Raw genomic sequence first — 14,355 nt, 5'->3', positions numbered from 1 at the left:
GCGCCAGCCTGCAATCTCATCTAGTATGCGGCGTTTGGCCGGCCGCTCGGAAAACCTTATGACACAGTCCCCCCAATTCGATGTACTTATCCTTGGCGCCGGCTTGTCCGGTATCGGTGCGGCCTGTCACCTGACCCGCAAGCTGCCGCACAAGAGTTACGCCATCCTGGAGCGTCGCGACGCCATCGGCGGAACCTGGGATCTGTTCCGCTACCCCGGCATCCGCTCGGACTCGGACATGTCCACGTTTGGCTACAACTTTCGGCCCTGGCGCGAACCCAAGGTCCTGGCCGATGGCCCGTCCATCAAGCGTTACGTCAGCGAAACCGCGCAGCAGTATGACGTGATCCCGAAGATCCGCTTCGGCCGCAAAGTGGTGAATGCGGCATGGTCCAGCAGTGCGTCGATGTGGACGATCACGACCCATCGCGAAGGCAGTGACGAGGTCGAGCAGTGGACCGCGCGGCATATCATTACCGCAACCGGCTACTACAACTACGATGCCGGCTACACGCCCGACTACCCGGGCCTTAAACGCTACAAGGGACGCCTGGTGCATCCACAGCACTGGCCGGAAGATCTCGATTGCGCGGGCAAGAAGGTTGTGGTGATCGGCAGCGGCGCCACCGCCATCACCCTGGTGCCGTCACTGGCTCGACTTGGCGCCAAGGTCACCATGCTGCAGCGTTCACCAACCTACGTGGTCTCGGTGCCTGCGATTGATCCGCTGTGGTCGAAATTGTCGCGCTTTTTGCCGGCGCGCTCGGTCTACACGGCCACCAGAGCGCGCAACATCGGCATGCAGCGCGCCTTGTATGTGGCCTCGCGCGAACGTCCACGCGTGGTCAAGCGCCTACTACGCCGCCTGACCAAACGTCAGCTCGGCGACAAGGTCGATCTGAAGCACTTCAGCCCCGCCTACAACCCCTGGGACGAGCGTCTGTGCGTGGTGCCGGACGGTGATCTGTTCCGGGTATTGCGCCGTGGTCAGGCTCAGATTGTGACCGACACGATCAAATCATTCGACGCCAAAGGCATCACCCTGGACAGCGGTGATCATCTCGACGCCGACGTGGTCGTGAGTGCAACCGGTCTTGACCTGCAGCTGTTCGGCGGCGCCGCAATGAGCATCGACGGCGAGCCGGTCGAAATCAGCGAGCGCATGGCTTACAAAGGCATGATGATCGAAGGCATCCCCAATATGCTGGTCATTTTCGGCTACACCAACGCCTCGTGGACTCTCAAAGCCGATATCGTTTGCGAGCACTACTGTCGCCTGATCGCGCTGATGGACAAGCGCAAGGCCAGCACCGTCACACCTCAGGCCAATGGCGCACAGCGCACCGACGACACCATCATGGGCAGCCTGAGCTCGGGCTACGTGCGGCGTGGCGCGGACCGCCTGCCGCGCCAGGGCAACAAAGCGCCCTGGGCGGTACTCAACGACTATCTGCGCGATGCGGCCACGCTGAAGTTCGGGCGCGTCAAGAGCAAGGCCCTGCAAATCCGTTGACCCGATCAACATCAGCGGGACTCCACACCGCCGCTCCTCTACAATAGCGGCTCTTTACGCGCCCTTAGCTCAGCTGGATAGAGCATCGGCCTTCTAAGCCGACGGTCGCAGGTTCGAATCCTGCAGGGCGCGCCATCGAATTCCCGTCAATGCAGCGCAGTCAGCGTGTATTGGACCTGCATCACTTCTTCTCAGGCCGCACGATCTGAGTCTGCAAGTTTCGGATCACCTCACGCGCATCAAAGGCGTTGAGGTTCTCGGCCGGCTTTTCGCCTTTGAACGTCATGATATGAGCTTCGGCCACGTATTCCGTCGAGGCGGTCGTGGTGGTGACCCCAACCCCGCCGAATGGATGCCAGTACCAATGTCCAAAACCGGTACCAAAGCTGAAACTTTGTTGCTGCGTGGTTTCTGAATCGGTCTCCAGGCTCACCGTTACGAAATAGTCGTGGCTATTGTCGAGCGTGATTTCCGCCGCACGAAACAGCAAATAGTTTTGGACCGTGTCTTTGTCGGTCAGCCGGTTGCCGGCAAAACGAATGCGGTAGCGGTTGCTTTCCAGCTTTTGGTCGCTGTAGCCCTCCCCACGCTGCATGGATTGATAAGGCGTTGCTGTCGCACAAGCTGCCAGCACCGTTGCCAGCACCATGAGCATTGATATTCGAATTGAATTTTTCACGTTGGACCCCGTGTTTTTACTGCATGTATGGACGAATTGCGGGCCCAGCAGGTTCCCTATTTGCTAGACCGGGTGAACGCACAAAAAGTTTCCCGTTGCAGCCACTGCGATCGCACACCGCCAAACCTTGCCGCACAGGCCAAGGCCTCCAAAACCCGGATGCAGGCCTTAAACGAACCCACGCCGATGCCGGTCGGGTGTGTCATCCTGACGCTTTGCGCAGACACTGCGCGCCCGGACATCCAGCTCATGCGCCGCCCGCTTATACGTCCCGCCACCGCGGCTGATGCCGCCGCCATCGCGGACATCTATAACCCGTTTATTCGCGACACGGTCATCACGTTCGAAGAAGTTCCGATCCAGGCTGAGCAACTTGCTCAACGCATTGAGGCAGTGGGCGCACAGGGCTTGCCGTGGCTGGTCAGCGAAGCAGAAGGCCAGGTCCTGGGCTACGCTTACGCCGATCAATGGCGCAGCCGATCGGCCTACCGCTATTCCGTGGAAAGCGCGATTTATCTGGACCGCAAAATCGCCGGCCAAGGCATCGGCACCCTGCTCTATCAGCACTTGATTGAGCAACTGCAGCGCGACGGCATTCATGCGGTGATCGCAGGCATTACGCTGCCCAACGCGGCCAGCGTGGCCCTGCATGAACGCTTAGGCTTTCACAAAGTCGCCCACTTTCCGTCGGTGGGTCTCAAATTCGGTCAATGGCTGGACGTAGGGTACTGGCAGCGCACGCTGGAGGCGCCTGACTGAGACGCCACCAGCGGCTGTCAGGGCTTACTTTCCTTTGAACCGCGCCTCACGCTTTTGCACAAACGCACTGATGCCTTCCATCGCATCATCGGTAAAGCCGATTTGGCTTTGCAGGCGTGCCTCACGTGCAATCTGCCCTTCAAGATCAAGGTCCAATGTGCTGTCCATCAGCTGCTTGATCGCAGCCAGAGCACGCGTAGGCTGAGCTGCCATTCGCGCAGCCAAAGCCTGTGTTTTAGCCTGCAATTCGTCGTCAGCGAACACGTCCGTAATCAAACCCCAATCAAATGCCGTATCCGCGTCAAGCGCGTCGCCACTCATCAGCCAGCGGGTGGCCCGGGCACGTCCGATCAGGCGCGGCACGCTCCAGGTGCCACCGGCATCGGGGATCAGCCCGATACGCACGAAGGCCTGAATCAACTTGGCCGACTTGGCCGCCACCACGACATCACAAGCCAGGGCGATGTTCAGTCCGGCGCCAGCGGCAACACCATTAATCGCCGCGATCACCGGCTTTTCCAGGTGACGAATTTCACGCAACACCGGGTGATAGGTGGTGTGCAAAGGCTGGCCCAGATCGGGCCGCTCACCCGGTTTGAGCTCCATCATCGTGTCTTTCAAGTCCGCCCCTGATGTGAAGCCACGGCCTGCCCCGGTCAGGACCACACAGCGGCATTCAGCATCTTTGCCCGCGGCCACAAGGGCATCGCGCAATTCACGCAGCAGCTCAAATGACAGCGCATTCAGACTTTCGGGCCGGTTCAAGGTGATGGTGGTTACGCCGTCGGCGTTTTCAACAAGAAGTGTGTTGTAGCTCATGGATATCAATCAGCTGAAGGTGGGGATAGAGGTTTAAGTTACCGCTCGGTATCTTGATGCCTGATCATAACTGAAAAGCCGCACACCGGACCGTTGTTAACGCTTGGTAACCAGCGGTAACATGCGCCCATGGAGAGCACCAAGAAAAACAAAGAACATACCAAGCGCCGGATACTTCGAACCGTCGAGAGGCTGCTGGTCGAAGAAGGGTTTTCGGCGCTCGGCATCAATCGCATCGCGAACGAAACCGGCGTGGCGAAGGTACTGATCTATCGCTACTTCGGTGACCTTGAAGGTCTCATCAATGCCTTTGTGACCAGTGAAGATTTCTGGCCTACGCGAGCTGAAATCATTGATCTGCCAGATGACGAATTTTTTCAGATGGCGCTGCGTGAACGGATCAAGCGGGTCATGTTCAATTTCGCTGCAGCTCTGGGCAAACGACCGGAAACCATGGCAATTCTGGCCTGGGAAATGTCCGGCAACCCGACACTCACGCGGGTGATGGAGGATGCACTTGGGCAATTCGCAAATCAGATCAGCGAATCGCTTTCGCACAACGACAAACCCGTGCACAGCCAGCTCAAACCCATGCTCTCAGTGCTAAGCGCCGGGATGATTCACCTTGGCATGGCTTATCAGCACCATCAGCGCTTCGCCTCTCTGCGCCTGGAAAGTCCGGATGACTGGAAACGTGTGCTCAAAGCTTTTTCCACTTTGCTCGACAACATCCCGGTAGAACAGTCATGAGCGCCCTGGTAATCCGTGCCGGCGCCACAGCACGCCGCCTGATTGAGCAAGACGGTCTCAACCCCGAGCAATTTGTGGTTATGGCTGGGGCCGCAGGTGGCCCCAAGTGGCTCGCCCTGGCGGGCTTGGATCGTTACTTTTTTGGTGAGTTTTTCGCCGCACGCAAGCGCCCGCTGTTCACGGTCGGCTCGTCAATTTCGAGCTGGCGCTTCGCCGCCGCAGCCCAGGACGATCCGGTCGCTGCATTCGACCGTTTTGAGCAGGCCTATCTGCAACAGCGGTACAGCGACAAACCGGACGCCGCCGAGATCAGCAGCGTGTGTAACAACCTGCTCGACACCTTGCTGCCGGATGAGCATATCGAGCAGCTGCTCAAGCATCGCTATCTGCGCCCCAACATCATTGCGGTCCGCTGCCTTGGCAAAGCGGCCCATGAAACGCCACGGCAGCTTAAAGCCGGACTGGCCGCGATTGCGGTGAGCAATTTGCGCTCACGCGCACGTTTGGCCCAGCACATGGAGCGCACCGTGTTCCGCCATCCGGATGGCCATGCCCCGTTTCTGCCTTTTCGAGATGCCTTCGTCAGCCACGAAGTGGCCTTGACTGCGGACAACCTCAAGCCTGCCCTACGTGCCAGTGCCTCGATTCCACTGCTGATGCAAGGCGAGCCGGACATCCCAGGCGCGCCACCGGGGATGTACCGCGATGGCGGACTGATCGATTACCACATGGACCTTGATTACCGGCTGGACGATGGCTTGGTGTTGTTCCCGCATTTCTCCACCCGCATCGTGCCCGGCTGGCTGGACAAATTCCTGCCGTGGCGCAAACCGCATGCGCATCACCTGGACCGGGTGCTGATGATCGCACCTTCAGAGCAGCTGCTTGCCCGGCTGCCCAACAAGAAAATCCCCGACAGAAAAGACTTCAATCGCTATTCCGATCTCGACAGCCTTTTGGCCGACTGGCGCGTCGCCACCGCGGAGTGCCGGCGCATGGCCGATGAATGGGCGGAGATCGTGAATAGCGGTACACTGGCGTCCCGGCTTGAAGCCTTTCCTGAAAACAGTCTCGCCACCGCGAACGCACGCAACCGATGAAGATACTCATCGTTGATGGCACAAACACTGCCATTCAGCGCCTTGACCAGGAACTGAGCCACGCTGGCCATGTTGTCAGCCACCGTGGCAGCCTTAAAGATGCGGCTGATTTCGATCTGACCGTCGCCGGCCTGGCTGAATCCAATCAGGACGTTGTTGGCGATCTCATCAGCCGTGTCGGCGAACTTGATTTCAGCGTGCCGCGCAACAGCCCATTCGTGATCCAGTTTCGTGATGGGCACTACGTGATGACCATTCCGAATTGTCGTGGACTACTCGGCGCCATCAGCCGTCACCTAGTCGAAGTGTGCGGCGCCTATTTGCCGGCCAGCAGTCGCGATCATTTCAACACCGCCGTCTGCGAGGCACTCCAGAACGCCCTCATTCACGGCAACCTGGAAATCAGCTCTGAGTTGCGCGATCAGGGCGACTGGGACACCTACGAGGCCTTGATTGGCGCTCGCCTTATGGAGCCCGATTACGCGCAGCGCTCCATCCGTGTAGATACCCATTGCGACACGCAGCGTCTGACCATTCAGATTGAAGACGACGGCCCAGGCTTTGATCCCTCCAACCTGCCCGATCCACTGGAACCCGAGGCCCTGCTGCGGGCCAGCGGGCGCGGCATCACCATGATCCGTTTCGCCATGGACGAGGTCAGCTGGAACGCACGCGGCAACCGCATTGAGATGACCAAATACTATGACGCGGCCTAGGCCGTTTAGAAGTGCTCGTCGCGCAGCGTCAGTACACTGTCATCCATAGCCAGCAGCTGATCCGCTTGCATCAGCACCTGAGGTAGCTCCCAGCGATAAAAGTAAGCACAGGCCTGACGCTTGCCGTCGTAATAAGCCTGATCACCGCCCGGCTGATCCAATGCAACCTGGGCGACAACCGCCTGGCGCAACCACATCCAGGCCACAACCAGATGGCCGAGCATGTCGAGATAAGTCCATGAGTTGGCCAGCAAGCTGGCAATACCACCGCCAGATGCCAGCTTGCCCAGCGCCGTGGTCACCTCAAGCACCCGCATCTGCGCCTGGTGCAACTGCGAGGCATACTCGCCCAACACTGGATGCCCGGTGCAAGCACTGACCGTTTCGCCAATGCGTGTCATCAGTAACCGAAATGCTGCGCCCTGATTCTGGAGCACTTTGCGTCCCAGCAAATCCAACGACTGGATGCCGTTGGTGCCCTCATGAATCGGGTTCAATCGGTTATCGCGATAGATGCGCTCCAACGGATAATCGCGGGTATAACCGTAGCCGCCAAGGATCTGCAAGCCCCAGTAATTGGCCTTGAGACCATAATGCGACGACCATGCTTTGATGAGCGGCGTCAGAATCGACAATTCAAGCTCAATCTCGGCCGCCTGCTCATCCGACGCACTGAGCTGCTTGCGGTCGACCAAACTGGCGCCGTACAGACACAAGGCCAACGCGCCCTCGGAATAAACCTTCTGGCGCATCAACATGTGGCGCACATCGGCATGCTCGATGATCATGCTTTGCGGCGCAGACGGATCACGCTGTGTTGCGGGCCGGCCTTGCGGTCGGTTGCGGGCATAGTCCAATGAGTGCTGGTAACCACTGTAGGCCAGCACGGCGGCATTCAAACCAACCCCAATACGCGCCTCGTTCATCATGTGAAACATTGCCGCCAGCCCTTGATTGAGCTGGCCAATGAGATAGCCGCGACAGTCGTCATTCTCGCCAAAATTGAGCAGCGTGTTGACCGTACCGCGATAGCCCATTTTATGGTTCAGCCCGGCCAGACTGACGTCATTGCGGGGCCCCGGCGCGCCATGCTCATCCAGCCGATACTTGGGCACGATAAAGAGCGAAATACCGCGCGTGCCAGCAGCTTGCCCGGGCACCTTGGCCAGCACCAGATGCACGATGTTCTCGGACAGCTCATGTTCGCCACCGGAAATCCACATTTTTGTTCCACTGATGCGGTAATCACCCTCACCCGTGGGCTCCGCACGGGTACGGATATCGGCAAGTGACGATCCAGCCTGCGGCTCCGACAAACACATGGTGCCAAACCAGCGCCCTTCGATCAGCGGCAGCATGTAGCGTTGCTTCTGCTCGTCACTGCCATGCGCCTGGATCAGGTTGGCCGCCGCCATGGTCAAGAACGGATAACCTGCCGTCCCCACATTGGCATCCGAAAAAATCCAGTTGATGACCTGGGAGATGATGTAGGGCAGCTGCAAGCCTCCGATGCGCTCGGGAAAGCTGGTGCCCATAAAACCACCGTCAACAAAGGCGTTTAGCGCACTTTTGACCTCAGGGCGCATGCGTACGCGCCCATCCACGAACTGTGGCTCCTCGGCGTCTGTCAGCGCGGTGTGCGTAGCGAAGGTTTCGTCCGCAACACGTTGTGCGCTGTCCAGAATCGCATCGATGGTTTCGCGGTCTTGCGACAGAAAAGCCGGCTGCGCGCACAAGCGCTCGGCCTCCAGCATTTCAAAGATCTGGAAGTCGATTTCGCGACGCTTGAGCATGGTGTCTCCTAGCTAAAGATTATGCGCGGGTCCGTTCATACAAAACACGCCACGCTGTCAGGTCTAATTCGTACAACATGCCATAGATAACGCGCTACTGACATCAGGTTTCATTCACGCTCACACTGGATGCTGCAGACCAAGCTTTGGTCGGGCTTCGTAACCACAACGGAAATCCCCAATGCGTCGGCCCAAGTCTGATTCCCACCGGGACCAAAGAACGTAGCGCTAATATTGAAACAATTGTCACTGCCTTCACCGGCCACACCCACATCACAAGCCGTCTGACACTGTGCCGCGCCACTGGGAACGGCATCACATTCAGAACCGGAGCCGCTCACGATCAATGTATCGTCATCGTCTTCAAGCAGTTCAATGCGATTCACACATGCGTCAAATGGGCAGACGTAGACGCCCGCGCCATTACGTATGTCTCCAACAGGAGGTGCTGCGGGGAAAATCTGCATTTGCACATCTTCCACCTCGCCATCTGAAGCCCCGCCGCCGGGCGTAAGCCCGGCGATTGTGGAAAGGCGAAAACGCAGGAATACCAAATTGTCATCGGCATCCAAGGGGGTCGTGAAACTCAAGGTTTGCGTACCGCTGCTTACCGGCTCATCCATAAACACCTGTTCACCGGCGTCCAACCAATCACCATCGCCGTTGAAATCGATCCATGCGCTCAACAACCCCGGACCATCTGTAACCGTGACATCAACAAAGCTCACCTGCCCTTGCTGCAAATCCGCATGGAAGGCAATGCCATCTTCGTCATCGTCACCAGTTTGATCGTCACCAAACGCCAGCGGGTGAGGTTGCCCGTCGGGCTCTGCATCACGGAGTACACCCAGTAGTGGGCCAACACTGCCGTGGTAGGCACCTCCATCAGCAGCCAGCGTCGGATAGGACGCAGGCGCATCGCCAAAATCCAGGGTTTCATCGTTTTCAATCACGCCGTAGGCGCTTCCAACGGAAACCTGAGCAGGCCCCGTTACCTGATCGATGACCACCTCAAATTGCTCGGCGAGTTCCGCTTTGGCGTCGCCATTGACGACCACATCGACAGTTTTTGCACTGTAGGCAAGCCCGGCATCGAGAGTCACGATGGTATCGACAGCAACATAGTCATTGTCAGCGCTGGTCGCTGTGTCGTCGCGCGTCCGCACACGGACCGTTATAGTTTCAGCCGGCGCGGGCTGTGCGCTGATTGTAAACGGGATCGCAGAGGTCCCGCTGTTGCCCTCTTGCACCTGTCCTCCACTGATACTCAATAGCGCCGCTGTGTCGTCATCGGTGATGTAGCCCGTGCCCCCGCCGCCAATAATCTCAAACCGCCCAGGCGCAAGCACATCATCGCCTGGATAGCGCTTCTCGAAGGCCAGAAAGAAGCGCTCTTCTGACTCCGGCACAACATCCGCAACAGTCGAAATGTCGACATAGGCTTCCATCTGGCCCGCGGGGATACTTACGAATCCAGATGTCGCCCTGACGTCACTGCCGGATTGCGCTGTATATCCTTGAAACACCGTTTGGTAAGCCAAGGTCAAGTCGTGCTCATAGCGCTCGCTTAATCTGACCCGGAACCTCAACGGCGTTGGCTCTGGCTGCCCCGGAGTCCCTTCAACGCCGCGCGCATCGCTCACACCAACGCGCAAGGCGTCGTTGTCGACAATCCGCCCGATGGCGCTTTCACGCACAAAACGCACATTACCCTGATGTGCTGATAAACGGACCTCAAACGTTTCAGTCGGCTCGAGATCGAAATCTCCGATAATCGGCACCCGAATTTCTTGTCTCAAGGCGCCGTTGGCCTTGAAACGCAGCAAGCCTGTCGTACGGCGAAAATCCGAGCCGACCGCCCCTGCTCGATGCTCCGTTGCTGTTAAAGGGTGTGTCTCGAACGCAATATCAACATCCCGAAGCGCAACCTTGGCCAAGCTGACCATAAACACCATCTCGCGATCTTCAACATTACTTTCGGTGATTTGCGCATCCGAAATAGAGGCCTCAGCAACAACGCCAATATCCTTAATCACACCAAACGCACTTGCCAGCACTTCGCCACTGCGAGCGTCTTCGATAACCAGCTCGAAAGATTCGTCGAATTCAAGCAGATCATCCGCCAAAACAGGAACCAGGCACGATTTGCTGAGATCACCCGGGGTAAATCTTATGACCTGATCGACGGGCGTGTAATCGTGATCAGGAATTGCAGCCGCCATAGCAGGACTGGAACCACCCAGCGGCCGTGTATAACAGCGCACATCCAAAGGAAAGCCCTGAGCACGTGACAGGTCTATGTTGAACGTCATCATCACCGGGCTGGCATCCTCAATAACCGAGCTGGCCGCCACGCTGATCTGTGCGATTTTATCGTCATCAAGGACGCCGACACGCACACGCGAGTTCCAGATCTGCACATCGCTTTGGCTGCTCAGCTCAACAAAGAAGTCTTCTTCAAGCTCGGAGATCACATCGTCAATTAGCGGAATGGATATCACACCAATTCCACCAGACAGGTCCAATATCCCAGCGTGCGCCTGAAAATCCTGCCCCAGAATCGCTGAACCCGAGACCGTGGTGTAGGTGAGATCAATCACGCCCAAGGGGTGCGTTCCCTCAACGCGGATATCCACACTGGCGTAAGGCGCATACTCAACATAGCTGATCCCCTCAGCCACAATAACCGGGCGATCATCATTGGCGATTTTCACCCGTAACGGTTCAGGCGGCAGCACCGCGCCTGCACTGGCCGAACTCAACTCAATCAGCAGATATTCGTCGCGCTCGGTATTTGTGTCGCCATGGACGGTTATCGCAATGGATTGGCTCGCAGGATGAGCGCCACCGAAGGTCAGCGTGCCGCTGGCGGCGAGGTAATCCTCGCCTGCGGTTGCCGTGTCGTCGCGGGTTGCCCAGTTAACGGTGATTTCCGCGGGCGGCGGATTGGATAGCCGCACATCGACGGCGGACACCACGGTATCGCCCTGGTCACCCTCAAATATAGGCAGCAGTGCCACCAAGTCGAATTCCGCCGGCGCTGGCGCGGCGCAATCTGGAGCATCTTGTGCGGCTGTTATCTTTAACAAGGTCGCAGCATCGTCCAAACTCGACAAACTGCCATGCTCCCAGTTGGGGCTGGCATGCAGGCCTGTTGGCAGACCCAAGGAATAGGTGTTGGCCTCACCACCCTGGCCACCCGACGATGGCCCGACACCACACTCACCACCCGCGCCTGCCTGAGCACTGATCACGGCCCGCACAGCGGTCGTATTCGCTTCGCTCTGCCATACCAAAGCCATGCCGCCTTTGCCCCCGTCACCCGCAGCGCTCGGCCCGTAATTCTCGCTGCCTTTACCACCCTGCCCAGCCCGTGCCTGAGCAGGTGCATCGTAGGGGCGAATCCAGACGCTCTGGGTGGAAGACTGGTTCCGCTCCGCGCCCGAAACCCCTTGTATGGCCAGTGCGTGGCCGCCGCGAGCACCATCGCCGGACGAACAGTTGTCAGCACCGTCACCGCCGTTGGCCATGGCTCCACCGGGCGCCCCTGCACGCACGAGGTTGTAGTTCAGATTTTGTTGCCCCGTTACGCCTTGAACGCTCAGCTCATCACGTGCTGAACCACCGGAACCTCCCTGTGCAAAAACGGACACGCCTTGTGCCCCTCGGCAGTAGGTCGGTGCTAAACCTTCAGCCTGAGCATCACCACCGTCACCAGCCTTACCGAAGACCAGCTCCAGCGTGGCATTGGACATATCAATTGGTGGGCGCCCCGCACGCAACACAAGCTTCCCGGCATCCCCGCCCTTCCCGCCTTTCCCGCCAAAGACCCAAGCGGCCGAGTCAGTTTCCGCATACGAGGAGATGGCGGGCGCGACGCGCACATGGACGTCGCGACCATCATTGCCATCCATAAGTGTCCAGCGGTTGTTCCCCGCGAATGTAATGGTGCCTTGCGTCTCAACCAGCAACGTGAAACCTGATACTCCCTCCTGCCCTTCGATCAGCAGATGGCCATTTAAACGATTCCCCAGCGCGCCGTAACTGGGCCTGGAGGGCAAACGCGCTTTGACATCGGACAAATCGCGCTCAATAAGCTGAGTTGACGAAGGCGTCCAACCGGGCGCTACGATCACGCTATTGTCAAAATGCAGATCACAAGTAGTTCGCACCGCAATCATCGGCTGAGCAACGCCGATGTTTGATGCAGAGATCATGCGGCCGTCATACCCCCATTGCCCGACAAAGGTATGAGCAACACCCGGGCAACTGCGCGTGGTTTTCGCCGATAAGTTTGTCGTCGTGGCGACAGCCTTGGGCGCATCACCTGGCGTTTCCGCGGCATTGAAACCGATCGATGCCGCGCCATCGTCACGCGAGGCGCTGCGCAACATCTCAGCATCATCCAGCAACAACGCAGAGTCATCCACCAGCACAAAGCTGCCGTGGGAAAACGGATCAAAACCATCCGCCACGTTGATGACGCCATCGACAACAATCTCCACCCGACTATCGGTGAGGTTTTCTGCGTTGCTTAGCGAGCGCCCAGCCTGCTCAACCCCGCAATTCAACTGGGCATCACCGCGCACATGCACGCGAACCCTTGTGTCGGTCGCGGCGACCAAGACCTCGCCATGACAATCCCAATCACCGGTAATTTCGATGTGTACCTGACCATCACCATCACCATCGGATATCGCCATGGTGTCATTCGCCAGAATGCGTAAGTCGCCTTCGAAGCGAACGGAATCCTCAACCTTCAAGCGAGCCTGCCGCACTCGTTCCAGCATCTCCATATCGACACTGGAATCACTGCAGGCAGCAAGTCCCACAAGCGTGCCAGCCACCACCAGCAAAGTTCGCCAGAACCGGTACTGAATTGTTGTCGATCCACACATTCTGAATGCTCCGCCACATCGCTTAATCGTTGAGGTTGCGATGATCCCGCCCTCGCGATGCAACGCCGTCACCAGTTCTGGTGACGGGAAATCAGTAACTGTGACCTCGCTCACAAAGCGACCGCAGAACGCCGGCCTTATCACCAGATCTGGTGACGCCCGCCCGCACGGCTGCGGAAATAATCACCCCGCCGACGCACCAGATTGCGTCAATTCCAAGGATCAGGAGGTTGCACATGAAACTTCATCATCTCGCAGCAGTGGCCGCATTGGCTGTCAGCAGCGCACAAGCGGCACAGGAGTCCACCACCATGAATGTTTTCATGGAGGTCACCAGCAGTTGTGACCTGTCTGCCAGCAGCATCCCTTTCGGCACCATGAGCGAGGATCAGCTGCTGAACTCAGTCAATGACTCAGGTACCGTCGACGTCATCGTGAGCTGTCCTGAGGGTGTGGATTGGGTGCTTTCGGCCAACACGGGCATGCATTCCGACTTGGAAACGTGGGGCGGCACCCGAGCCATGAAAAATGCCAACGGCGACACCGTGGGCTATGACCTGCTCTTAGTTCGCAATGATGGTAGTCGTGTCGGGTGGGGTGACGGCACCGCTTCCGATGCCTGGGGTGAAGTCTATGGCCCTATCAATGGTGTCGGCAATGTGTCGCTCAACATTCTTGCCGTGGAATGGGCAGGAACCGTTCTCAACAACTCCATACCGGAAGGTCTCTACGGGGACACCGTCACCATCACTCTGGATTACTAATCCCCTACTTCTCAGGAGTTTCATTATGCGTCCCATCATTTTCAGCAGTCTGCTTATTGCCAGCGCATTCACACTGAACGCACAGGCCGGGCAAAAAGTCAGCACCATGAACGTCAGCGCCGAAATGTTTGAGGTCTGCAGCCTCAGTAGCGGCGATCTCAATTTTGGATCGGGTTCATTTGACGATCTTCTAGCAGCAGAAAGTACCGCCCAGATTATCGTCAACTGCTCCGACTCCGTGAACTGGACGGTCTCGCTGGACGGCGGGCTTCATACCGGCGCCACCAAGGGCGGCGGACACAGAGAGATGCACCACGCCGATGGCGGTACCTACGGTGCCGGCGCGTTCAGCTATTACGTGGAATACCAAACGGGTGGCACACCACAAAACTGGGGGGACGGCACTTCAGCCACACAGGGCGATCCCGTCTCAGGATCAGGTGAAGCCGTTCTCGAAGCCAGGGCTCACATGGTCTCGGGCTTCCTCGACCATCCCAATGGCGGCAACACCGCGGGTCTCTACAGCGACACCATCACCGTCACGCTGGATTACTGATAAGGGGA

General features: G+C 58.1%; 11 protein-coding genes and 1 tRNA gene. 8 read left to right on the top strand and 4 right to left on the bottom strand.

From position 1 onward, the window contains the following. Nucleotides 1–58 precede the first annotated feature (58 nt). Together ATO7_RS12075 and ATO7_RS12070 are read left to right on the top strand one after the other, a co-directional pair. Entirely contained in the window at nt 59–1,513 is a 1,455-nt protein-coding gene (locus ATO7_RS12075) for a flavin-containing monooxygenase (RefSeq protein WP_083562037.1), read from the top strand. Between the two features lie 58 nt (nt 1,514–1,571). Further along, a tRNA-Arg gene (locus tag ATO7_RS12070) sits at nt 1,572–1,648 on the top strand. A 46-nt stretch (nt 1,649–1,694) separates the two neighbouring features. On the opposite strand, the gene ATO7_RS12065 is transcribed toward ATO7_RS12070, so the two are convergent. Further along, nucleotides 1,695–2,192: a CC0125/CC1285 family lipoprotein gene (locus tag ATO7_RS12065; protein WP_206044914.1), complete on the bottom strand. Its 498-nt coding sequence runs from the start codon at nt 2,190–2,192 to the stop codon at nt 1,695–1,697. Nucleotides 2,193–2,441: 249 nt separating this feature from the next. Here ATO7_RS12065 and ATO7_RS12060 point away from each other — a divergent pair, with 249 nt between their 5' ends. Continuing rightward, nucleotides 2,442–2,951, top strand: a complete 510-nt coding sequence (locus ATO7_RS12060; RefSeq protein WP_083562857.1) for an arsinothricin resistance N-acetyltransferase ArsN1 family B — start codon at nt 2,442–2,444, stop codon at nt 2,949–2,951. 24 nt (nt 2,952–2,975) lie between these two features. Here ATO7_RS12060 and ATO7_RS12055 read toward each other — a convergent pair whose 3' ends face one another. Then, nucleotides 2,976–3,770, bottom strand: coding sequence for an enoyl-CoA hydratase-related protein (locus ATO7_RS12055; protein ID WP_083562036.1), 795 nt, complete (start codon nt 3,768–3,770; stop codon nt 2,976–2,978). 129 nt (nt 3,771–3,899) lie between these two features. Between ATO7_RS12055 and ATO7_RS12050 the strand changes: the two genes are divergently transcribed. From ATO7_RS12050 to ATO7_RS12040, 3 genes are read left to right on the top strand one after another with little or no spacing between them, the layout of a single operon-like run. Further along, nucleotides 3,900–4,520 carry a TetR/AcrR family transcriptional regulator gene (locus ATO7_RS12050; protein ID WP_083562035.1) on the top strand — a complete coding sequence of 207 codons (621 nt, stop codon included), beginning with the start codon at nt 3,900–3,902 and terminating at the stop codon, nt 4,518–4,520. Next, nucleotides 4,517–5,620, top strand: a complete 1,104-nt coding sequence (locus ATO7_RS12045) for a hypothetical protein (RefSeq protein WP_083562034.1) — start codon at nt 4,517–4,519, stop codon at nt 5,618–5,620. The genes ATO7_RS12050 and ATO7_RS12045 overlap by 4 nt, the downstream gene beginning before the upstream one ends. Next, the gene (locus ATO7_RS12040; RefSeq protein ID WP_083562033.1) at nt 5,617–6,336 is read left to right on the top strand and encodes an ATP-binding protein; all 720 of its coding nucleotides are present in this window, start codon (nt 5,617–5,619) and stop codon (nt 6,334–6,336) included. Before ATO7_RS12045 ends, ATO7_RS12040 begins: the two co-directional genes overlap by 4 nt. Before the next feature lie 5 nt (nt 6,337–6,341). Here ATO7_RS12040 and ATO7_RS12035 read toward each other — a convergent pair whose 3' ends face one another. Beyond that, nucleotides 6,342–8,129, bottom strand: coding sequence for an acyl-CoA dehydrogenase (locus ATO7_RS12035; RefSeq protein WP_083562032.1), 1,788 nt, complete (start codon nt 8,127–8,129; stop codon nt 6,342–6,344). Nucleotides 8,130–8,239: 110 nt separating this feature from the next. Beyond that, nucleotides 8,240–13,141 carry a Calx-beta domain-containing protein gene (locus ATO7_RS12030; RefSeq protein WP_146680325.1) on the bottom strand — a complete coding sequence of 1,634 codons (4,902 nt, stop codon included), beginning with the start codon at nt 13,139–13,141 and terminating at the stop codon, nt 8,240–8,242. 122 nt (nt 13,142–13,263) lie between these two features. Here ATO7_RS12030 and ATO7_RS12025 point away from each other — a divergent pair, with 122 nt between their 5' ends. Next, the gene (locus ATO7_RS12025; RefSeq protein WP_083562030.1) at nt 13,264–13,791 is read left to right on the top strand and encodes a spore coat protein U domain-containing protein; all 528 of its coding nucleotides are present in this window, start codon (nt 13,264–13,266) and stop codon (nt 13,789–13,791) included. 25 nt (nt 13,792–13,816) lie between these two features. Next, the gene (locus ATO7_RS12020) at nt 13,817–14,347 is read left to right on the top strand and encodes a Csu type fimbrial protein (RefSeq protein WP_158523193.1); all 531 of its coding nucleotides are present in this window, start codon (nt 13,817–13,819) and stop codon (nt 14,345–14,347) included. The last annotated feature ends 8 nt before the right edge of the window (nt 14,348–14,355 follow it).

The organism is Oceanococcus atlanticus (genome assembly GCF_002088235.1).
GTDB classification, from domain to species: Bacteria; Pseudomonadota; Gammaproteobacteria; order Nevskiales; family Oceanococcaceae; genus Oceanococcus; species Oceanococcus atlanticus.
The sequence above is the reverse complement of the archived record's forward strand: the minus strand, read 5'-3'. Positions and strand labels throughout refer to the sequence as shown.